The organism is Nocardia sp. IBHARD005, from assembly GCF_052814245.1.
Genome location: NZ_CP199935.1, coordinates 1,848,598 through 1,870,360 on the forward strand (window position 1 = coordinate 1,848,598; position 21,763 = coordinate 1,870,360).

The window sequence follows — 21,763 nt, forward strand, 5'->3', positions numbered from 1 at the left end:
GTGCGATCCGGTGATCGCCGAACGAGACAATTAGACTGGACAACGAGACGCTGCGAGCGTCCGCGTGCGACCCTGTGCGAACGCAGCACGGTAGGCATGACGTACCAGCACGAGCGAGGAAGGTGGGGTCGATGGCGTCGAGCACCGAAGATCGACGTTTCGAGGTCCTTCGAGCGATCGTCGCCGATTACGTCGCCACCAAGGAACCGATCGGCTCCAAGTCTCTCGTGGAACGGCACCACCTCGGCGTTTCCAGCGCCACCATCCGCAACGACATGGCGGTGCTCGAGGCCGAGGGCTACATCACCCAGCCGCACACCAGCTCGGGCCGCATCCCCACCGACAAGGGCTACCGCGAGTTCGTCGACCGGATCGCCGAGGTGAAACCGCTCTCGGGCGCCGAACGCCGGGCGATCATGGAATTCCTCGAATCCGGTGTCGATCTCGACGACGTCCTGCGTCGTGGCGTGCGCCTGCTGGCCCAGCTCACCCGCCAGGTCGCCGTCGTGCAGTACCCCACCGTCTCAGCGTCGATCGTGCGCCATATCGAGGTCGTCGCACTGAATCCCGCCCGCCTGCTGCTGGTGGTGATCACCGACACCGGTCGCGTCGACCAGCGCATCGTCGATCTGGGCGCGGTGATCTCCGACGAGGACCTCGCCGCGGTGCGCGGCCTGCTCGGTGGGGCCATGGACGGCAAACTGCTCTCGGTCGCCAGTGCCTCGGTGGCCGGGGTGCCCGAACGCGCACCGGCCAAGATCCGCGACGTGCTGGTCCGGGTCTCCACAGTCCTGGTGGAGACGCTGGTCGAACATCCTGAGGAACGCCTGGTCCTCGGCGGCACGGCCAACCTCACCCGCAATGTCGCCGATTTCGGCTTCCCCGGCTCCCTGCGCACCGTGCTGGAAGCCCTGGAGGAACAGGTCATCGTGCTCAAACTGCTCGCCGCCGCGCAGCAGCCGGGCCAGGTGACGGTGCAGATCGGCGAGGAGACCCAGGTCGAGCAGATGCGCGGCACCTCGGTCGTCTCCACCGGCTACGGCGCGGCCGGTGCCGTACTGGGCGGGATGGGCGTGCTCGGCCCCACGCGCATGGACTACCCGGGCACCATGGCATCGGTGGCGACCGTGGCCCGCTATATCGGCGAGGTGCTCGCCGAAAGGTGAAGCCAGCTCGGGAACGACAACTACCGGACTGTTAAGGTCGATACTTCGGCCGGTAAAGTTGAGTGGATTCGACTAAAGGATGCGCCCGGCGCTCGGCCGGCCCACACCGACCAAGGACTAGAGAACTCACGTGGCACGGGATTACTACGGACTGCTCGGCGTCGGCAAGAACGCCACCGACCAGGAGCTCAAGCGCGCTTACCGCAAACTGGCCCGCGAACTGCACCCCGATGTGAACCCGGACGAGGGCGCGCAGGCCCGCTTCAAGGACGTCTCCACCGCCTACGAGGTGCTGACCGACCCCGAGAAGCGCCGGATCGTCGACCTCGGTGGTGACCCGCTCGAAAACGGCGGCGGCGGAGCGGGATTCAACGGTGCGGGCTTCGGCGGCCTCGGCGACGTCTTCGAGGCCTTCTTCGGCGGGATGAGCGGCCAGGGCGGTGGCCAGCGCAAGCCGCGTGGTCGCGTGCAGCCCGGCGCCGACTCGCTGATCCGCACCCGGCTGAGCCTGGCCGAATGCGCGGTCGGTGTCACCAAGCATCTGACCGTCGACACCGCGATCCTGTGCGATGTCTGCGTCGGCTCGGGCACCAACGGCAACTCCAAGCCGGTCCGCTGCGAGACCTGCGCCGGCGCGGGCGAGGTGCAGTCGGTGCAGCGCTCGTTCCTCGGCCAGGTGCTCACCTCGCGTCCGTGCCCCACCTGCCGTGGCGCGGGCGAGACCATCCCCGACCCCTGCAACAAGTGCGGTGGCGACGGCCGGGTGCGTGCCCGTCGCGAGATCGCCGCGCCCATCCCGGCCGGTGTCGCCAGCGGCATGCGGGTTCGCCTGGCCGCTCAGGGCGAGGTGGGCCCCGGTGGCGGCCACGCCGGTGACCTCTACGTCGAGGTCGTCGAGCAGCCCCACGACACCTTCGTTCGCGACGGCGACGACCTGCACTGCACCGTCCGGGTGCCGATGGTGGACGCGATCCTCGGCACCACCGTGGTCGTCGACACCATCCTCGACGGCCCCACCGAGCTCTCCATCGCGGCGGGCACCCAGCCCGGCGAGGTCATCCAGCTGCGTGCGCACGGCATGCCGCGCCTGCGCTCGGGTGCGCGTGGCGACCTGCTCGCCCACCTCGACATCGTGGTGCCGAGCAAGCTCGACGGCAGGCAGACCGATCTGCTGCGCAAGTTCAAGGGCATGCGCGACAAGGATCGCGCCGAGGTGATGTCGACCCAGTCCGAGCACAACAGCGGCTTGTTCGCCCGGCTGCGCGCGTCGTTCAGCGGACGCTGAGCCCGTGGCCGCGACGGTCTTCTATCTCGATGAGGTGCCCGAGCCGGGCGCCGTCGCGGTGCTCGACGGTCCGGAGGGTCGCCATGCGGCGACCGTGCGCCGGATCAAGGTCGGCGAGCCGATCACCCTGTCCGATGGACACGGGGTGCTGGCCGATTCGGAAGTCGTTGCGGCCCAGAAGGATCGGCTCGAGCTGGCGGTCCGCGACCGTCGTGTCGCCGCACCGCCCACCCCCGCGGTGACCGTGGTGCAGGCGCTACCCAAGTCGGACCGCTCCGAGCTGGCCGTCGAACTGATGACCGAGGCGGGCGCGGACCTGATCGTCCCGTGGCAGGCCGCGCGCTGCGTCGCGAACTGGGAAGCCAAGGCCGCCAAGGGCATCGAGAAGTGGCGTGCGGCGGCCAAGTCCGCTGCGCGTCAATCCCGTCGCGCCTACATCCCCGAGATCGCCGACCTGCACCGCACCCGCAACCTGGTGGAACTGGTGCGAAAAGCCAAGGCGGACGGCGCGATCGTCGCGGCCCTGCACGAATCCGGTGCGGGCAAATTCACCGAACTGCCGCTGGGCGAGGCGAGCGAAGTGGTGCTGATCGTCGGCCCCGAGGGCGGCCTCGACGACGCCGAGCTGGCCGCACTGGCGGAGGCCGGAGCCGACATCGTGCTCCTCGGCCCGACCGTCCTGCGCACCTCCACCGCGGCTGCGGTCGCGCTCGGTGCGCTGGGGGCGTTGACCGCACGCTGGTGAGCAGGAGTGGACCGCCCGGGATCGGGTATTCCGATGGTGTCGCGAACGGCATACCACGGGCGCATTTTTAACCACTGTGCGGTGTCAGTGCTCGGCGGTAAACTGATCTCATCGAACACCAGGTCGAAACCGGAAGCAGGCTGTAGCCACTTTTGAAGAACTCAGGCGAGATCGGCAACCCCACCAACCCCGTATCAGACATCGGCACAGGCGGAAACAATGCTGGTCCCGCGGCGCGGACCGTGCGTTCCAGCATCGAGCTCGCCCCGGAGTCGGTTTTCGGTTTCCTCGGCTCGGCCGACCAGAACCTGCGTCAGCTGGAGAAACTGCTTCCGGCCGACATCCATGTCCGTGGCAACACCGTCACCATCACCGGTAAAGCGGGCGATGTGGCGCTGGCCGAGCGGGTCATCGAGCAGCTCGTGGCGCTGACCGGCCGCAACCGGGTGATCACCCCCGAGGCGGTCCGCCACACCATCTCGATGCTCACCGACGAAGGCGTGCACGAATCGCCTGCTGAGGTGCTGAGCCTGGACATCCTGTCGCGGCGCGGCAAGATCATCCGCCCCAAGACGCTGAACCAGAAGCGCTATGTCGACGCGATCGACGACAACACCATCGTGTTCGGCATCGGCCCCGCCGGTACCGGCAAGACCTACCTGGCGATGGCCAAGGCGGTGCAGGCCCTGCAGTCCAAGCAGGTCACCCGCATCATCCTGACCAGGCCCGCGGTCGAGGCGGGCGAGCGGCTCGGCTTCCTGCCGGGCACGCTCAACGACAAGATCGACCCGTACCTGCGCCCGCTCTACGACGCTCTGCACGACATGATGGACCCCGAAGCTATTCCCAAGCTCATGGCTTCCGGCGTCATCGAGGTCGCACCGCTGGCGTACATGCGTGGTCGCAGCCTCAACGATTCGTTCATCATTCTCGACGAGGCGCAGAACACCACCGCCGAGCAGATGAAGATGTTCCTCACCCGCCTCGGCTTCGGCTCGCGGATGGTGGTGACCGGCGACATCTCGCAGGTCGACCTGCCCAACGGGCAGCGCTCGGGTCTGCGAGCGGCCGCGGAGATCCTCATCGATATCGAAGACATCCACTTCTCGGAGCTCACCAGCGCCGACGTGGTCCGCCACCGGTTGGTCTCCGACATCGTCGACGCCTACGACCGCTTCGAATCCGACACCCGCGCGGTCCCCGGCCCGCACTACCCGGGCAATCGGGCCCAGCGCAGGGCCGCCGGTCGCACCGACCGCCGCTAACCGGCGCGGTGCTCGATGTCGGGGCCGGTGACCGTGTCCCTGACGGGCGATCAAGCTGGCCCGATGCCGCTCCCGGTGGCGTCGGGCCAGCACCGTACCCTGAACAGGTGAGCATCGAGATCGCCAACGAATCGGGCATGGACGTTCCCGAAGAAGACCTGGTCAGCGTCGCACGTTTCGTGATCGGCCGGATGGACGTACATCCGGCCGCCGAACTGTCGATGGTGCTCGTCGATCTCGACACCATGGCCGACCTGCACGTGCGCTGGATGGACCTGCCCGGCCCCACCGACGTGATGTCGTTCCCGATGGACGAGCTGGAGCCCGGCGGTCGTCCCGACAGCCCTGAGCCCGGCCCGTCCATGCTCGGTGACATCGTGCTGTGCCCGGAGTTCGCGATGGGTCAGGCGCAGAAGGCCGACCATTCGCTCGACCACGAGCTGGCCCTGCTCACCGTGCACGGCGTGCTCCACCTGCTCGGCTACGACCATGCCGAGCCGGAGGAGGAGAAGGAGATGTTCGCGCTGCAGGCACAGCTGCTCGAGGAGTGGTACGTGAGCCTGCGCGAGGAACAGCGCCGCGCCGAGCTGGCCGAGCGTGACGACCGACTACTCGGCAAGGCAGGTTTCACCGCACCCGGTGAAGGCCCCGCGTGACAGCACTGACCCTGATCCCGCTGGCGATCGGATTGATCGGAATCGGCGGGGTGTTCGCGGGTGTCGACTCGGCACTGAATACGGTGTCCCGGGCCAGGCTCGACGACATGGTCCGCGAGGAGCGCCCCGGCGCCGTGCGACTGCGCAAGATCGTCGACGACCGCCCACGCTATGTGAATCTCGCTGTCCTGCTGCGCATTCTGTGTGAGATCACCGCGACCGTACTGCTGGCCGCGGCGACCTTGGACCTGTGGAACGAGAGCACGGCGCTACTGGTCACCGCGATGCTGATGGTCGTTGTCTCCTACGTCGTGATCGGCGTCGGCCCGCGTACCCTCGGCCGCCAGCACGCCTACTCGATCGCGTTGGCCGCCGCCGTGCCGCTGCAGATCATCGGCGCGGTGCTCAGCCCGGTCAGCCGGTTGCTGATTCTGCTCGGCAACGCGATCACTCCCGGTAAGGGATTTCGCAACGGCCCCTTCGCTTCCGAGATCGAGCTGCGCGAGGTGGTCGACATGGCCCGCGAGCGCGGCGTGGTGGCCGACGACGAACGCCGGATGATCCAGTCGGTCTTCGAACTCGGCGACACCCCGGCCCGCGCGGTGATGGTGCCGCGCACCGAGATGGTGTGGATCGAGGACGACAAGACCGCCGCCCAGGCGATGTCACTGGCCGTGCGCTCCGGCCATTCCCGGATCCCGGTGATCGGCGAGAACGTAGACGACGTACGCGGCGTGGTCTACCTGAAAGACCTTGTGCCCTATGCCGATCGCGCCCGCAAGGTATCGGTGCGCGAGGTCATGCGGCCCGCGGTCTTCGTTCCCGATTCCAAGCCGCTCGACGAACTGCTCGACGAGATGCAGCGCCGCCGCAATCACATGGCGCTGCTGGTCGACGAATACGGCGGTATCGCGGGACTGGTGACCATCGAGGACGTGCTCGAGGAGATCGTCGGTGAGATCGCCGACGAATACGACACCGACGAAACCCCGCCCGTGGAAGACCTCGGCGACGGCCGCTACCGCGTCTCGTCGCGGCTGTCGGTGGAAGACCTGGGGGAGCTGTACGGCCTCGACATCGAGGACGACGACGTCGACACGGTGGGCGGACTGCTCGCGCACGAGCTGGGCCGTGTCCCGCTGCCCGGCTCCAAGGTGACCGTCTACGGGCTGGTGCTGCGCGGCGAGGGCGGCGCCGACGCGCGCGGGCGCATGCGGGTCAACACCGTGCTGGTGCGCCGGGCCGCCGACAAGGAGAAGAAGACCGACAAGCCCCGCAAGGGCGCCACCGACGAGGCAACCGCCGACACCGACCAGGTGCGCGTGCCCGACGACAACGGAGAAAACCATGAGTGAACTGGACGCCGAGGACAACAAACTGCTGGTGCTGGCCCGTGGCGCGCTTGGCCGCACCGGCGGCGCGAGCGGTGCCGCGGTGCGCGACACCGACGGCCGCACCTACGCCGCGGGCGAGGTGGCGCTGACCGCACTGCGCCTGACCGCACTGCAGGCCGCCGTGGCCGCCGCGATCTCGAGCGGCGCCGAGGGTTTCGAGGCGGCGGTCGTCGTCGGCGGTGACGCCAACGACGCGGGCATCGACGCGGTGCGCGAGGTCTCCCCGTCGGCCACGGTCGTGCGCACCGACCACACCGGCGCCGTACTGAGCGAGGTGCACGGTGGCTGATTCCGGCAAGGAATTCCATTCCGGCTTCGTCTGTTTCGTCGGCAGGCCCAACACCGGTAAGTCGACGCTGACCAACGCACTGGTCGGCACCAAGATCGCGATCACCTCCTCGCGCCCGCAGACCACCCGCCACACCATCCGCGGCATCGTGCACCGCGAGGACGCCCAGCTGATCCTGGTCGACACCCCCGGCCTGCACCGCCCGCGCACCCTGCTCGGCCAGCGCCTCAACGACCTGGTGCGCGACACCTATTCCGAGGTCGACCTGATCGCGCTGTGCATCCCGGCCGACGAGAAGATCGGTCCCGGTGACCGCTGGATCGTCGAGCAGATCAAGATGATGGCGCCCAAGACCAAGATCCTCGGTGTGGTCACCAAGATCGACAAGGTGGGCCGCGACGAGATCGCCCACCAGCTGATGGCGCTGGTGAAGCTGCTCGGTCCCGAGTCCGAGGTCGTCCCGGTGTCGGCCGTGAAGGGCGAACAGGTCGAGGTGCTCGTCGACGTGATCGCCTCGCTGATGCCCGAGGGTCCGGCGTTCTACCCCGACGGCGAGATCACCGACGAGCCGGAGGAAACCCTCATGGCCGAGCTGATCCGCGAGGCCGCGCTCGAAGGCGTGCGCGATGAACTGCCGCACTCGCTGGCCGTGGTCATCGAGGACATCGAGCCCTATGCGGCGAACGAGGACATGCTCGAAGTGCATGCCCTGCTGTACGTCGAGCGGCCAAGCCAGAAGGCGATCATCATCGGCAAGAACGGCGCACGCCTCAAAGAGGTCGGCACCAATGCCCGCAAACAGATCGAGCACATTCTCGGCACCCGCATCTACCTGAACCTGCACGTGAAGGTAGCCAAGGATTGGCAGCGCGACCCGAAACAGCTGGGGAAGCTGGGCTTTTGACCGTTTGAGTGTCGGCGGTTCGGGGTATCGTTCGGCGAACACGCCGGTTCGTTCGGCGTGGTCGCTGATCGTCCGGGGAGGCCGTGGAAGTGCCCGATGCCAATGATGTCGGCAAGCTGCTGGAGCTGCTGCGGGCGCTCGAGATTCCCGACGCCCGCCCGCGCGTGCTGCGCACACTGGTACACGGGCGGCGCGCGCTGCCGCGTCCGATCGTCGAAGTGGTCGGCGTCGCCGGGCATACGGCACTGGTCGGCGAAATCTACAGCTGGCTCAGTGAATCCGGTGGCAGGCGGGCGACGCCGCGCGTCAAGATCGACCTGCGCGCGCCGGACCTGCCGCGCACTCAGCTCACCCCCGATCTCAACGCGATCGACGCGGGCCCGCACGCCAACGATCAGGAGATCCCCGGCCACTGCCTCCCGATCGTCGGGCACCTGGTGGCGGGTTTCGCCGCCGACGACACCGCGATGGGCGCGATCAAGTTCCCGCGCTACCGCACCGCCGACTGGCTGACCCGCCAGCGGGTGACCTCCGACGAATCCGAGGCGCCCGACGAACTGCGCCGCAGGCTGCCCAAACTGCTGCGCAGCGGCACGCCGACGAGCCGTTCCGATACCGCCGAAGGCGTTGCGGGCGACACGATTTCGCGCGTGGTCTTCGGTGTACTGGCCTTGTGGCCGGTGCTGCGGTTGTGGCTGTGGGTGTCCGGGCGCATACCCGGTATGTCGAAGGTGACGCGGTGGTTCCTGCACCAGCGCTACCTGGCACCCGAATTGTCGGGCAGTTTCCTGGGTTTCGCCTCCCGGCTCACGGCTTCGCACCGGGTCGACGAGAACGAGGAGCAGGTCGCCAAGCTCCTCGTGCACGCGTTTCTCGAGGACCTGCGCGACGCCTACCGGCGCCGGATCTGGCGCCCGTCGAGCTGGCGGCGCACCGCGTATCCGGTCGCGCTGCTCGGTGGTCTGGCCGAGGGCAGCGACGGTGCGCGCATCCTCACCTGGATCAACGAAATCCGTAACGAGACCGGACTTTTCGATCCGCTGGTGGTCGTGGCGTTGCGTGCGGAAGGGCCAAGCCGCGAGGTCGGCGAGCTCTCGCACATCAGCGATCTTCGCCCGCTGCGCACCCTGGAAAGTCTTGCCGACGCCCCAACCCCGCAGCCGCCCGATCCGCTGCAGGAGTGGGTGCGCGAGATCGACAACCGCCGCACTCATCGCCAGGCCGACGCGTGGTTCCTGCCGTTGCGCGCGATCCTGCCGCCCGACACCGCACCGCGCGTCAGCGATGCCCGATTCCGTGGTCTCGCACTGCCGCCCGCGCCGCCGCTCGCCGCACGCAGCTGGTTCGTCGGTCTGTGTGTGCTGATCCCGATCGTGCTCGCCGTGGGCGCGACGCTGGTCTACTTTCCGCCGCTGCGTGGTGCCGAATGTTCGCACTGGCCGTGGACCGGCGGTGTCTCGGTGAGTCTGCGTGACGGCGAATGCGTCGGCTACAGCGACAACCCCCGCCAGACCTTCGCCGATGACCCCGAGCTATCGGCGATGCAGCGAGAAGTGTTCCGGCTCAACGTCGCCGCGGCCGACGCGCGCGCGAGCAACCCGAACCGGCCGTTGGTCTCGCTGGTGTATTTCGCCGGCCTCAGCTATGTCGACACCAATGTGCGCTACCCGCACGCCCAGGTCGAGGAACTCGCCGGTCTGGCGGTGCAGCAACGTCGCGCGTTGCTGGCCTCCGACGAATCGGAACCCTTGCTGCGCGTCATCGTCGCCAATGGCGGTTCCGATATGCGCCACGCCGGTTGGGTGGTCGACAATCCGTTGCGGCAGCTCGTGGCCGATGACCCCAGCGTGCTCGGTGTCGTCGGGATCGATCGCAGCAACGACGAAACCCGCAGGGCCATCACCCGGCTCGGCGAACTCGGCGTTCCCGCGGTGGCCACGACACTGTCCGCCGATGGTCTGGAACAGGCATCGCCGCTGTATTTCCAAGCGGCACCGAGCAATAGCGTGCAGGCTCGCCTCGTCGCGGACTATGTGCAGGGTGCCCGAGATCTCAACGGCGCACCCCGCTACGACAAGGTGGCGATCTATCACCCCGAGGCCGCCGGTGACCTGTACGTGACCACCTTGGTCGAGGATGTGCAGAAAGAACTCACCAAACGCGGTGTGGCACAACAGAGTATGAGCTGGCGTGAACAGCAGCAGCTCTACCGTTTCCCCGCGCCGTGTGAGACCGCCGGATTCGACCGTCGCACCCTGCTGTTCTTCGCGGGCCGCAACGACGACTTCCCGACCTTCGCCAAATCGGTGAGCCGCGGCTGCATCAGCGGCGCGGGCCCGGCGATCCTCGGCAATGACGCGGTGACCAGACTGATCACCGATCCGAAGGCCACCGCTGCACTTCCCGCCAACCTCACCGTGCGCTACGTGTCCAAGGCTTCGCCGGTCATGCTCGGCGGCGCCGATTGCGTCAGTGGCATCGGCAAACTGGGCGACCAGCCGGTGCCGTTCGAACACGAACAGCTGTGCACCGAACTGGCCGGATTGATCGAAGAACTCCGTGGCTACCCCGACCTCACCGATTACCAGCCCAGCTGGGCGGGCGACCGCACCGGTCTGGCCTTCGACGTGAGCGGCCTGTTCCTCCAGGCTGTACGCAACAGCCGTGGTGTCCTCGCCGACCTCCCGCCGAACCGAACCGCCATCGCGGTCCAGCTGCGCGAGTCCGACTATCGCGGCGTCACCGGCACGCTCGGCTTCTCGACCAGTCGCGTCGCCGATGGCTCGTCGATCGCGGTCCTGGTCACCACCGCGGTCGGCGGATCGGGTCCGCAGCGCTGCCTGATGATGTTTCCCCGGCAGGCCGGTCAGGACGGCTGTCCGTCGGGCACGAAGAGCGATCTGGAAGGGTGGACCGAACCTGCCCGGTAGGGCTCGTGCTCCGCAAATTACCTACCGCGTAGCGGATTCGTGCTGTTCGAGTCGCTCGAAAGCGCCCTGTGGATCACCACCACCACCGCTCGGGGCGGTGACGTTCCCAGTGCAGTTCCGATTCCAGTTGGGCCGCAAGAGAAATCAGCAGTGGTTCACTGTCGGCGGTGCCCATCAGTTGCGCGCCGATCGGCAGACCGGATTCGGTGAAGCCCGCCGGTACGTTCACACTCGGCCAGCCGAGCACGTTCCACGGCCACGTGTACGGGCACGCGGCGGTGATCAGGTTGTTGGTCGCGCCGACGCCGATGTCATCGATCTCTTCCACCTGCGGGGGAGGAGTCGCCGTTGTCGGCGCCAGCACGAGGTCGTAGTCGTCGAAGAACAAACCGACTCGCCTGTGCAGCAAGGGTTCCGCGAGTCGTGCCGCGGTGAGTGCGGGCCCGCTGAGGACTCGGCCGATGCGCGAATTGACGGTGGTCCGTGGATCGACAACGGCCCCGGGCATATCCCGGAGCACGCGGCTGATCCCCGCCAGCGAGCGCGGAAGGAAGGATGCGCCGATCATCAACCCGTAGTGCAGGTTTGTCACGGTGACGGTATGGCCGAGGGTGCGCAGCGTGCCGGCCAGCGCGTGCACCGCCGCCGCGATCTGCGGATCGAGCGCGGTCTTGGTCGCGGTGTACGGAATGTTCAGGGACAGAGCGATTCTGAGCCTGCCGGGGTCGCGCCCGACGGCCGCGCTCGCATCGATCGGCGCGGGCTTGTGCCGGTCGCCGTCGTGCGGCCCGGCGGCGATGTCGAGCAGGAGCGCCGCGTCACGCACGGTGCGCGCGAGCGGGCCGTTGACGGTGAGTCCGTTGAACGACTCCGCCAGCGGCCAGGTGGAGATGCGCCCACGCTGCGGCTTGATCCCGATCAGGTTCGTCCACGAGGCCGGGATGCGCACCGACCCCGCACCGTCGGAACCCAGTGCGGCAGGGACCAATCCGGCCGCGACTGCCGCTGCCGACCCACCCGATGACCCACCCGGCGTGCGCGTGCGATCCCACGGGTTGCGGGTGTATCCGAACGCGTCACCACTGGTGAACGGCAACTGTCCCAGTTCGCAGGTATTGGCCTTGCCGACGATCACCGCACCCGCCGCGCGCAACCGCCGTACCGATTCCGCGTCCGCGGTCTTCGGCGCGAACTCCCCACCACACCCGAACGCGGTGACCTCACCGCTGATATCGGTGTCGTCCTTGACCGCGATCGGCACGCCGAGCAGCGGCAGCCGCACCCCCGCGGCCCACCGCGCGTCCGCCTCGGCCGCCTCCCGCAGCGCGGCCTCGCGGCGGACGACCCGGAACGCGTTGAGCGTCGGCTGTGACGCCTCGATCCGGTCCAGCGCGTCGGCGACGGCGGCGACCGAGGAGATGCTGCCCTCGGCAATGGCCGCGGACAGGTCGGTGAGTCCGAGATCGGCCGAGGGATTCGGCGCGATGTGGTCGGGCGCGGACATGTGAGCTCCGTCTCTGCTGGTACCTGGCTCGACCGTAACGCGTAACTGGTCACCCGTCCACATCCCCTAGGGTGGGTATAGACATACATACGGTATGTATGTAACAGTGGAGGTGCCCAGCAACCGACCAGGGGAGGACCCCATGGGAATCAGCTCAGCACTCGGCCCGGCGCACGAGATCGCCCTGTCGTCCGGCCGCGTCCGCTATCACGACACCGGCACCGGATCCCCGGTCGTGTTCGTCCACGGACTGCTCGTCAACGCCGACATCTGGCGCGGGGTGGTGCCCGGCCTCGCCGCCGCCGGGCACCGCTGCCTCACGCCCGACTGGCCACTCGGATCCCACACCATTCCGATGCCCGACGCCGACCTCAGCCCCGTCGGCATCGCGGACCTGATCGCCGAGTTCCTCGACGCACTCGACCTCACCGATGTCACCCTCGTCGCCAATGACACCGGCGGCGCGCTCACCCAGATCCTGATGACCCGCCGACCGGAACGGATCGGCCGCGTCGTCCTGGCCGCCGTCGACTGCTACGAAGTGTTCCCGCCCCGGCCCTTCTCGAGTCTGCTGAAGGTGGCGAAGATTCCCGGTGTGATCGGTCCGCTGCTGGCACCGATGCGCTGGAAATTCGCGCAGCGCCTGCCACTCGGCTTCGGTTGGGTGACCAAACACGAACTGCCGCAAGACATCGCGCAGTCCTACCTGGGTCCCGCCCGGGGCAGTGCCGCCATCCGCGACGACCTGCGCCGCTTCGCCGCCGCCGTGGACAACCGATTCACCATCGCCGCGGCCGAACGGTTCGGCTCGGTCGAGGTGCCGGTGCTCGTGGTGTGGTCGACCGAGGACAAGCTGTTCCCGATGGCGCTGGCGCAACGGCTGGTCGCCGACCTACCGCGGGCGAGCCTGCACACCGTCGACGATTCCTACACCTTCATCCCAGAGGACCAGCCGGAGTTGCTCACCGAACTGATCGTGGAGTTCACTCTGCTGCATGCAGCGCCGTAGTCAGGAGGATCGTTCCCGTACCACCCGAGCCGCGCTCGAGCGGGCAGGCCGCGACCTGTTCGCCGAGCGCGGCTTCGCCGGTACGTCGGCCGAGCAGTTGGTGGCCGCCGCCGGTGTCACCCGCGGCGCCCTGCATCACCACTACGGCGACAAGCGCGGTCTGTTCCTCGCCGTCCTCGAACAGATCGAGACCCAGGCCACCGCGGAAATCGCGAGCGCCATCGCCGCCGTCGACCGCGCCGACATCATCGGTGGCATGACCGCGGGCCTGGCGTGTTTCCTCGAGCTCTGTGGCCGCCCGGAAATGGTGCGCATCGTGCTGATGGACGCCCCGACCGTCCTCGGCTGGCCCGCTTTCCGCGAATTCGAGGCCCGCCATGGACTCGGCCTCATCACCGCCGAACTGCAACGCGCCACCGACGCGGAGCTGATCCCGGTCGCCCCGGTCCCGGTCCTCGCGCAACTACTGCTCAGCGCCATCACCGAAGCCTCGCTCATCGTCGCCCATGCCGATGACCCCGAACGCGCCCGCATCGAAACCCAGCAATCGCTGCTGCTGCTCATCACCGGCCTGCTCCGGTCCTGATCTGTGTCCGTGACCGCGGTGTCGGGCTCGCGTGCAAGACTGGCCAGGTGCGGTTGTATCGGGATGAGGCGATAGTGGTTCGCCAGCACAAGCTGGGCGAGGCCGATCGCATCGTCACGCTCTTGACCAGGCAACATGGGCTTGTCAGGGCGGTGGCGAAGGGGGTGCGGCGCACCAAGTCGAAGTTCGGGGCGCGGCTCGAGCCGTTCTCCTACATCGACGTGCAGTTGCATCCGGGCCGCACGCTCGACATCGTCACCCAGGTCATCACCGTGGAGGCGTTCGCCGCCGACATCATCGACGACTACGGCCGCTACACCACCGCGTGCGCGATCCTCGAAACCGCCGAACGCCTCGCGGGCGAAGAACGCGCACCCGCCCCGAAGCTGCACGTCCTCACCGCGGGTGCCCTGCGCGCCATCGCCGCCAAGCAGCGCCCGCACGAACTGATCCTCGACGCATACCTGTTGCGCGCCATGGGCTTTGCCGGTTGGGCACCCGCGCTCGACGAATGCGCCCGCTGCGCCACCCCTGGCCCGCATCGCGCCTTCCATGTGGCAGCGGGCGGCGCGGTCTGTGTGCACTGTCGTCCACCGGGCGCGAGCACGCCTGTCACCGGGGTGCTCGATCTGCTCGTCGCCCTGTTGAAGGGGGAGTGGGCCTACATCGACAGCGTCCCCGACAACGTCCGCCGCCAGGCCAGCGGTCTCGTCGCCGCACATCTGCAGTGGCATCTGGAACGTCAGCTGCGCACGCTGCCGCTGATCGAGCGATCCCGCATCGAATCCCCGACCGCGGATCGGTCCGCTGCCGATGTTGTCGGCCGGGTCGGCTGATCAGGGTCGGCGCAAGCCGGTCGATGTCTCCGTCGACGGCACCCGCGTGCTCATCGCCTGCCCAGCGTCGCGGGCCGGTCGCCGCGCGCGATGCCCGCGAGTAGCTCCAGTGACGACCGGTCCACCCGTCAACCCGGAGCCCGTGCAGCCCGCACCCGGCGATCAGGCAGGATGGATGCCGTGATCCTGCGTCGTGACTCTTCTCCCGCGAGCAAGCCGGACGGCACCCGCATCGTGCGCCCGCCGTCCCAGCATCCCTCCGGCGCGCGCCCGCCCGCGATCCCGCCCGAGCTCGTGCCCAACCACGTCGCGCTGGTGATGGACGGCAACGGGCGCTGGGCCCAGGAGCGTGGGCTGCCGCGCACCGCCGGACACGAACGCGGCGAGGCCGTGCTCATGGACTCCGTCGAAGGCTGCATCGAGATCGGCGTCAAGTGGCTCTCGGCCTACGCCTTCTCCACCGAGAACTGGCGGCGCAGCCCCGACGAGGTGCGCTTCCTGATGGGCTTCAACCGCGACGTGATCCGCCGCCGCCGCGACGAGATGCACGAGATGGGTGTGCGGGTGCGCTGGGCCGGGCGCCGGCCGCGCCTGTGGCGCAGTGTGATCAAGGAACTCGAGGTGGCCGAAGAGCTCACCCGCGACAACGACGTGATGACGCTGACCATGTGCGTCAACTACGGCGGCCGTGCCGAAATCGCCGATGCCGCAAGGGAAATCGCGCGCCGGGTGGCCGCGGGTGAGATCGACCCGGAGAAGGTCGACGAGGCCACCGTCGCGAAGTACCTCGACGAACCCGACATGCCCGATGTCGACCTGTTCCTTCGCCCCTCCGGCGAGTTCCGCAGCTCGAACTTCCTGATCTGGCAGGCCGCCTACGCCGAATTCGTCTACCAGGACACGCTTTTCCCCGACTTCGACCGGCGTAACCTGTGGGACGCGTGCCTGGAATACGCCAAGCGCGATCGCCGCTTCGGTGGCGCCAAATGAGTGACGACGGAGCCGGCATGGATACCACGGTCACGCCCGAAATCGACTTGCAGGCGCGTACCGGTGCGTGCCTGCAGATGCAGGACATCGACGTTCGCGTCGACGCGGACGGCTCGCTCGGCTTCGAATACGACGGCGCCCTGTGCTCGATCCGCGCCGTGACCCTCGCCCCCGGCCTCACCGTGCTGTCGCTCACCAGCGTTCTGGCCTGGGACCGCCCGCTAAAGGCGGCCCTGCACAAGCGCGTCGCCGAACGTAACAACGAGATTCAGTTCGGTTCGGTCACGCTGATCGCCCGTGGCCAACTGGGCGATGTCATCCTGCGCTACACCTTCCCTGCCGAAGGCCTCGACGACGGAGCCCTCACCACGATGTTGCTGTTGACATTGTCCGGCGCGAGCCGAGCTCGCCAGGGGCTTCTCGCACCCTGACAGAATTCTCGGACGTGCGCGGCATGACAGGTCGATCGCGATGCGAGCGGAGGTGGTGGCGGTGATCAGCACCGCCACCACCCGTCTCAGCGCTCGGGCTTCCAGGTGATCTTGCCGCCCGAGAAATCCTGGGCCTTGCCGCCCTGGTAGTCGTATTCGTCGCTGGTGGGGTAGCCGTAGCGACCGTTTTCGCCCCCCGCGCGGATCCAGTCGGCCTGGATGCTGCCCCATACCGCGTGCGCACCGGTCTTCGACGTCCAGTAGATGGCGCCGGTCGGGAACATGGTGAACTGGCCGTCGCCCTTGCCTGCCGCGGACACGTCGGTGAGCGGGAAGCCGAGCGGGCTCGACTCCCAGCCCAGCGCAGCCCACTTGTCCAGGATCGGGCCGCTGATCTGGTGCGCGCCGGTGCCGACGGACCAGTAGATCGAGCCCTTCTGGAAGTGGTTGTAGCGGCCGCTGCCCGACGGGGTGGACTGCTCGCGGGTGAGCGGGTAGCCGAGCTTGCCCGACTCGTTGCCCGTCTCGGCGAACTTGTCGCGGATCTGGCCCGCGACGGTGTTGGCGTTGGTGTCGGGATGCCAGTAGATGGCCGCGTTGTTGGTGAAGGTCTGGTACTTGCCACCGGCCGCCGCGTCGGCTTCCGGGGAGGTGGGCTCGCCCAGCGCCGGGCCGCCCGCCTGGTCGTATTCGGCCTCGATCGCGCCGCCCACTTCGAATCCGCCGATCATCCGGGCCTGCGCGGTGCCTGCCACGGCCGCGGGCAGCAGGGCCGCGACGGTCACGGCTGCCAGTGCGGCCAGGCCGCGTGATCGAAGGGTTCGACGGTGCAATGTCACTGAAAACTCCCTGGTCGGATCGGTATTCAACGATGTCCGGCGCTCGGGACCCCCTCCGGTGCCGCACCCGAACCTACCCGTTGGGCGCCGGTGGCAACAGTGGCCTTGCTCACCTGGGGTGATGTGGTGGTCCCGGGAGCATCACCTCGAGGCCGCGGGCGAAATCGTCCGGTTCGACATCACCGAGCAGCAGGTGCTGCAGAATGAACCCGGGAACCAACCCGATGATCGTCTTGGCGATCGCGTCGGAATCAGTGCCGGGGGGCAGCCAGCCGGTTTCACGCAACCGGTCCGCGTACTCGAACCACAGCTCGCGCATCGACGCGATGGCTGCGCACACCGGGACGGCCGCCTCGGTCGAGACCAGGGCCAGCGCCCACGCCTGCGGGGCGAGCCGCAGCGGCCCCTCTGGTCCGCTGCGCTTGACGATCTCGGTCGTCAGCAGCCGGATGACTTCGGCTGGGGGAGGCGGAGTCTCGCTGCGAATGATCTCGGCGAGCCGCTCGCGTAACGGCCCCATCGCGCGGTTCACGAGCGCGCCGATGATCTCGTTCTTGCTGGCGAAATACCGATAGACCGCACCCGCCGACATCTGCGATTCGGTGAACACATCCTGCATCGAGGTCTCGTGGAACCCCCTACGGGCGAAGCACAGCTGCGCGGCGTCGAGGATCTGCTGTCTGCGGCGTTCCAGGTGTTCTTCGCTGACTCGGGGCATGGATCAAAAGTAAAACGAATGTTCGTTCTTGACAAGCGAGGTGGGCGGTGTCACCGTAGGAACATCAAAAAGAACGAGGATTCGCTTTAGGGAGAACCGCCATGACGATTACCCGCCGAGCAGTAGCTCTCGGTCTCGCGGCCACCGCGTTCCAGGCCCTGATGCTGATCGCCTTCGCCTGGCCCACCGTCAACCTGACCCCGCGCGACCTGCCGATCGCCGTCGCGGGTCCCGGCTCCGCCCAAGTCGCCGAGCAACTGCGGCAGCGCGATCCCGAGGCATTCGAGATCACCACCGTCGCCGATGCCGCCCAGGCGCGAACCGCACTGGCCGACAACGAGATCTACGGCGCCATCGTCACCGGCAACGGCGCACCGCAGGTCCTGGTCGCCTCCGCGGCCTCACCGGCCGTCGCCCAGCAACTCACCGCCGTCGCCCAACAGCTCAGCGGCCTGCCCACCGCGCAAGTCCAGGACGTGATCGCCACCGACCCCGACGACCCACGCGGCGCAGGCTTCGGTTCGATGGTCCTCCCACTCGTCATGTCCGGTATCGCCGCCGGCGTCCTGCTCACCCTGCTGGTCCCCTCCCTGGGCGCCCGCCTCGCCGGCCTGGCCACCTTCGCCGTCGCGGGCGGCCTCCTCAGCACCCTGGTCTTCCACACCTGGCTCTCGATCCTGCCCGGCACCTACCTCGAACTGGCCGCCATCGCCGGTCTCGCCTCCTTCGCCGTCGCCGCGACGATCGTCGGCCTGGCCGCCGCCATCGGCCCCCCCGGAATCGGCCTCGGCGCCCTCACCATGCTGTTGGTCGGCAACCCCTTCTCCGCCGCCACCTCGGCCCCCGAACTCCTGCCCCAGCCCTGGGGCACCCTCGGCCAGCTGCTTCCCCCCGGCGCCGCCGCCTCCCTGCTCCGCTCGGTCGCCTACTTCAACGGTGCGGGCGCCATCGCCCCGCTCACCGTCCTACTCGCCTGGGCAGCGGGCGGTGTCGCTCTCCTCGGCCTCGGCGCCTTGCGCTCCCGTCGGACGGACACCCCTACCGCAGCTCCGGAACCGACGGCCGTACCTGCCTGACAGTCCACGCAAAGATGCTCCGCACGAACACCTTTCGTGCGGAGCATCTTTGTGCCTACTGCTGGTCGGTATCGGCGGTTTCCATCAGCTCGTAAGGAGTGCTTCGTCCGCTCGAGTCGGAGCGACGCAGTACTCCGAGGTCGATCAGTTCGTTGATGTCGCGCAGGGCCGAGGCTTGCGAGGTCTTGGTGATGATCGCCCATTTTCTGGTCGCCAGAAGCGGGCTTTTGCGAGGGCTGCGTCGATGGTGTTGTCGGCGTTGTCGATGGACCGGTGCAGGGCATCGAGGAACCAGAGCAGCCAGCCGGTGACATCGAGGTCGCCTCGTTGGGTGCAATCGCCTTGGCAACAACCTCTTTCGCAGTGTGTACTGCCTCGATGTGCTGTCGGAGCACGGTATCCAACGCGCGGTCACCCCCGGACGCCGCGAGCAAGAAGAAGGATGTCGCGGGGCCCTACTCCGCCGCGCAAGGTGAGGTCGCGGTCATCGAGAACCGCACTTCTTTTGTCTGCCCAACGGAGGTGTCGCGGGACGACGAGACGGTGTAGCCGTGTGAATCGCGGTAGAACCGATTCGCCGGGTCGTCGTCCGGCCGCTGGCTCGGTTCGAGTGTGAATCCCTGTGTGGTCATCGCTTCGAGGTTGGCCATCGCACGGTCGATGAACTCCTGGGACGGGTTCACCTCCTCCATCGTGACGCGGACCCGCCACGGCGGCCCTTCCGACATCATCGAGTTGCTGGTTCGACAGCCGACGCCAGAATAGGGCAGAGGGGCGCGTTCGATGCTCACCTGTTGCGGCCAGACGAGTTCGAGATTGTGCTCGACAATCGGACCCGCTTCGGCGACGGTCAGCCCCGTGGTGTCCTTGATCTCCTGGTTGGTCGGACCTTCGTTGATGAAGGCGCCGCACCCGGTCAGAGTCGTGGTGGCAAGCACCGCGAGTGCGGTCATCATCCTCATTTGATGTCGATCTTTTCGCCGAGTCGGGGGTTGTCGGTGACGCGCGGGTTCGCGTACGGGTCGAGGTTCGGGTTGCCGAAGGCGGCTGCGAGGGCTGCGGCAGCGGCGGCCCTCGCCGCATCGAATCCTTCCTTGCCGCCATCGCCGTTGTCGCCCAAACCGATGTCGACATACCGTGTTTCGATCCCGCGCTCGACGTAGGCTGTCGCGTCCGATCCGCTGATGACGCCGACGATGTTCTCGAACGCTGTCGAGCCTGGGTCGTCCCAGTAGTTGCCGTGCCCGTCGCTTCCGAAGACGACCTCGTTCCGGTGGTCGGTGGATTGGTCGCTGTAATAGCCGGTGTCCAGTCGGGTCACGCCGGGTACTTCATCGGGATCGCCACCGAGAACGTCCGAGGCGTGTGGATTACCGGGCAGATGAATCCCGCCGGGAATGGTCAGCCCGCCCTCCGGGTAGGACTGCACGACGCCGATCAGATCGCCGGGCGCGGTCATGGAATAACGGCCGACATTCGGGTTCGGATTGTTCCAACCACCATCGAACACACCGGTTCCCGCCGACGAAGCATGCAGTACGCGGTCGGCCCGCAGGCCCAACTGCTCGGCCGACCCGACGATCGAACCGCCATAGGAATGGCCAACATAGGAAACCGGTGTTCCCGGTGCTGACGCCGCGACTTCCCGATCGATTTCGCGACCGAAGTCGACAAGTCGAGGCGCCATATCAGCCGCGAAACTCGGGCTCGGCGCACCATCGGACAGACCGGTCAGACTCTGCGGGAAGTCGCCCTCCATGTAGAGAAAGATCGGGCCGTTCGTCTGGTCGGCGAGATTCCAGGCCGCCACATGGTTGGACCCCGAACCGTTGAGATTGGTACTCGTCCCGGGCACATAGACGCCGACACCAGGCGCGCCCGACTTCAGATCGCCGATCATCTCGATCATCCGACCGTTGCCTTCGGTGCTGAACATGACGAACTTGCGGTCGACCATGCCCTGTTGGGCTGTCGTCTTGCCGTCCGGATTCGGGATCGGCGCGAGCATCGCCTCTAGCTGCTCGACGCGCGATTCGTCCCGATTCGGCTTCGCCTTCTCCGAGGTCAGCGCAGTGCGGACGTTGATCTCGTTGGCGTCGATCCGCATCACGAACGGCACCCCGTTCAGGTTGCCCAGCTTCTCCGGCGCCGCGATCACCAATTGACGTTGCGCTTCGGGGCTCAACCCGGCCAGCAACGTCGCCCGATCGTCCGGCGACATCGATGCCAGCTGGATCGCCACCGCATCCGGATCCCGGACCGACCCATCGGCGAGCGTGATGTCGGGTTGACCGTCGCGCATCGCGTCGAGGTCGCCGACAGACTCGCGCAAACGCGCACCGAACAGATTGTCGAGGCGTTCGATCTCGTCCAGCCCACTCAACAGGTTGAGCTGGAAAACCCCTGCATCGCCTTCCTTCTCGGGATCGGAATGGGTCACCCGGCCATCGGGGGCGACCGCGAAACCTTGCGCGACAGCGAGGTTCTTCTGTTCCAGCACATAGGTTTTGAAGTGTTTCAAGCCCTGGTAGGCGTCATCGGCATCGTCGGCCACGCGCAACAGCACAGTGCGGACCTCGTAGCCGTGATCGACTTCCTCATCGATGCGTCGCGAGGCCGCGTCCTTGGTTTGTCCGTACCAACCGCCTGCCGCCGACACCGCGCGCGAGCAGTCCTCGACCGAGGTCGAGACGATGTCGGCATTGGCGCGGGCGGCTTCGGCGGCGCGGTGCAGGCCCTCGAGATTCCAGGTGTCGAGTTGGGGGATCGTGGGCCGCATCAGCGGGTACCGAGCTTCCCGATTTCGCCCGCGGTCTCGACGTCTTCGGCCTGGATATCGGCGGAGAACTTGTCGACGAGGTCGGCCAGCGTCGTGTACCGGGTCGCGATCGAGTCCATGGCCTGCGAAGCCGGGTCGGCCAGTCCGCGCACGGCGGCGAGTACGTCACTTCCGTCGCCGGTCGCCTCGCCGGCAGCAGCCCAGCTCAGCGCGTCGACTTCGCCTGCCTCCCGGCGCCAGGTCGTCGCCATGGTCTTCAGCTGATCGGGCTCGACGCCCAGGGTCCCACTCACGATGTCCCCCTCCTTCGATGCCGAAGGACTACGCGTCCGGGTGGACCGGTCCCCTCGTGAAGGTTGGA

21 protein-coding genes are annotated in these 21,763 nt (G+C 67.7%); 15 read left to right on the forward strand and 6 right to left on the reverse strand.

Going from position 1 to position 21,763, the window contains the following annotated elements:
• The first annotated feature begins 131 nt into the window (after positions 1–131).
• From hrcA to ACTWPB_RS08680, 9 genes are all read left to right on the forward strand, one after another.
• Positions 132–1,166, forward strand: a complete 1,035-nt coding sequence (hrcA, locus tag ACTWPB_RS08640; protein ID WP_446225161.1) for a heat-inducible transcriptional repressor HrcA — start codon at positions 132–134, stop codon at positions 1,164–1,166.
• A gap of 130 nt (positions 1,167–1,296) precedes the next feature.
• Entirely contained in the window at positions 1,297–2,451 is a 1,155-nt protein-coding gene (dnaJ, locus tag ACTWPB_RS08645) for a molecular chaperone DnaJ (RefSeq protein WP_446225162.1), read from the forward strand.
• A 4-nt stretch (positions 2,452–2,455) separates the two neighbouring features.
• The gene (locus tag ACTWPB_RS08650; RefSeq protein ID WP_446225163.1) at positions 2,456–3,196 is read left to right on the forward strand and encodes a 16S rRNA (uracil(1498)-N(3))-methyltransferase; all 741 of its coding nucleotides are present in this window, start codon (positions 2,456–2,458) and stop codon (positions 3,194–3,196) included.
• 200 nt (positions 3,197–3,396) lie between these two features.
• Positions 3,397–4,461 (forward strand): PhoH family protein, encoded by a 1,065-nt coding sequence (locus tag ACTWPB_RS08655; RefSeq protein WP_446226265.1) that lies wholly within the window; start codon positions 3,397–3,399, stop codon positions 4,459–4,461.
• A 107-nt stretch (positions 4,462–4,568) separates the two neighbouring features.
• Positions 4,569–5,117, forward strand: coding sequence for an rRNA maturation RNase YbeY (gene ybeY / locus ACTWPB_RS08660; protein WP_364410399.1), 549 nt, complete (start codon positions 4,569–4,571; stop codon positions 5,115–5,117).
• Positions 5,114–6,472, forward strand: coding sequence for a hemolysin family protein (locus ACTWPB_RS08665; protein WP_446225164.1), 1,359 nt, complete (start codon positions 5,114–5,116; stop codon positions 6,470–6,472). The genes ybeY and ACTWPB_RS08665 overlap by 4 nt, the downstream gene beginning before the upstream one ends.
• Positions 6,465–6,800 carry a cytidine deaminase gene (locus ACTWPB_RS08670; protein ID WP_446225165.1) on the forward strand — a complete coding sequence of 112 codons (336 nt, stop codon included), beginning with the start codon at positions 6,465–6,467 and terminating at the stop codon, positions 6,798–6,800. The genes ACTWPB_RS08665 and ACTWPB_RS08670 overlap by 8 nt, the downstream gene beginning before the upstream one ends.
• Positions 6,793–7,704, forward strand: coding sequence for a GTPase Era (gene era / locus ACTWPB_RS08675; RefSeq protein WP_446225166.1), 912 nt, complete (start codon positions 6,793–6,795; stop codon positions 7,702–7,704). The genes ACTWPB_RS08670 and era overlap by 8 nt, the downstream gene beginning before the upstream one ends.
• Positions 7,705–7,787: 83 nt before the next feature.
• On the forward strand, positions 7,788–10,634 hold the full coding sequence (locus ACTWPB_RS08680; RefSeq protein ID WP_446225167.1) for a hypothetical protein: 2,847 nt from the start codon (positions 7,788–7,790) through the stop codon (positions 10,632–10,634).
• A gap of 73 nt (positions 10,635–10,707) precedes the next feature.
• On the opposite strand, the gene ACTWPB_RS08685 is transcribed toward ACTWPB_RS08680, so the two are convergent.
• Positions 10,708–12,138: an amidase gene (locus tag ACTWPB_RS08685; RefSeq protein ID WP_446225168.1), complete on the reverse strand. Its 1,431-nt coding sequence runs from the start codon at positions 12,136–12,138 to the stop codon at positions 10,708–10,710.
• A 142-nt stretch (positions 12,139–12,280) separates the two neighbouring features.
• Here ACTWPB_RS08685 and ACTWPB_RS08690 point away from each other — a divergent pair, with 142 nt between their 5' ends.
• The 5 genes from ACTWPB_RS08690 to ACTWPB_RS08710 all read left to right on the forward strand — a co-directional run bounded on the left by ACTWPB_RS08690 (position 12,281) and on the right by ACTWPB_RS08710 (position 15,990).
• Complete coding sequence (locus ACTWPB_RS08690) at positions 12,281–13,147, forward strand: alpha/beta fold hydrolase (protein WP_446225169.1); 867 nt, start codon at positions 12,281–12,283, stop codon at positions 13,145–13,147.
• Positions 13,134–13,733: a TetR/AcrR family transcriptional regulator gene (locus ACTWPB_RS08695; RefSeq protein WP_446225170.1), complete on the forward strand. Its 600-nt coding sequence runs from the start codon at positions 13,134–13,136 to the stop codon at positions 13,731–13,733. Before ACTWPB_RS08690 ends, ACTWPB_RS08695 begins: the two co-directional genes overlap by 14 nt.
• Before the next feature lie 47 nt (positions 13,734–13,780).
• On the forward strand, positions 13,781–14,569 hold the full coding sequence (recO, locus tag ACTWPB_RS08700; protein WP_446225171.1) for a DNA repair protein RecO: 789 nt from the start codon (positions 13,781–13,783) through the stop codon (positions 14,567–14,569).
• A gap of 171 nt (positions 14,570–14,740) precedes the next feature.
• A complete protein-coding gene (locus ACTWPB_RS08705; protein WP_446225172.1) occupies positions 14,741–15,559 on the forward strand; it encodes an isoprenyl transferase in 819 nt (272 codons plus the stop codon).
• 77 nt (positions 15,560–15,636) lie between these two features.
• The gene (locus tag ACTWPB_RS08710; protein WP_446226266.1) at positions 15,637–15,990 is read left to right on the forward strand and encodes a YbjN domain-containing protein; all 354 of its coding nucleotides are present in this window, start codon (positions 15,637–15,639) and stop codon (positions 15,988–15,990) included.
• Between the two features lie 86 nt (positions 15,991–16,076).
• On the opposite strand, the gene ACTWPB_RS08715 is transcribed toward ACTWPB_RS08710, so the two are convergent.
• Positions 16,077–16,829, reverse strand: a complete 753-nt coding sequence (locus ACTWPB_RS08715; protein WP_446225173.1) for an LGFP repeat-containing protein — start codon at positions 16,827–16,829, stop codon at positions 16,077–16,079.
• A gap of 109 nt (positions 16,830–16,938) precedes the next feature.
• A complete protein-coding gene (locus ACTWPB_RS08720; RefSeq protein WP_446225174.1) occupies positions 16,939–17,547 on the reverse strand; it encodes a TetR/AcrR family transcriptional regulator in 609 nt (202 codons plus the stop codon).
• A 101-nt stretch (positions 17,548–17,648) separates the two neighbouring features.
• Between ACTWPB_RS08720 and ACTWPB_RS08725 the strand changes: the two genes are divergently transcribed.
• Positions 17,649–18,623 (forward strand): hypothetical protein, encoded by a 975-nt coding sequence (locus ACTWPB_RS08725; RefSeq protein WP_446225175.1) that lies wholly within the window; start codon positions 17,649–17,651, stop codon positions 18,621–18,623.
• A gap of 455 nt (positions 18,624–19,078) precedes the next feature.
• Here the strand turns inward: ACTWPB_RS08725 and ACTWPB_RS08730 are convergent, their stop codons facing one another.
• From ACTWPB_RS08730 to ACTWPB_RS08740, 3 genes are read right to left on the reverse strand one after another with little or no spacing between them, the layout of a single operon-like run.
• Positions 19,079–19,579: a hypothetical protein gene (locus tag ACTWPB_RS08730; protein ID WP_446225176.1), complete on the reverse strand. Its 501-nt coding sequence runs from the start codon at positions 19,577–19,579 to the stop codon at positions 19,079–19,081.
• Between the two features lie 2 nt (positions 19,580–19,581).
• A complete protein-coding gene (locus tag ACTWPB_RS08735) occupies positions 19,582–21,402 on the reverse strand; it encodes an alpha/beta hydrolase (protein WP_446225177.1) in 1,821 nt (606 codons plus the stop codon).
• Positions 21,402–21,695, reverse strand: a complete 294-nt coding sequence (locus tag ACTWPB_RS08740) for a type VII secretion target (protein WP_446225178.1) — start codon at positions 21,693–21,695, stop codon at positions 21,402–21,404. The genes ACTWPB_RS08735 and ACTWPB_RS08740 overlap by 1 nt, the downstream gene beginning before the upstream one ends.
• Positions 21,696–21,763 lie beyond the last annotated feature (68 nt).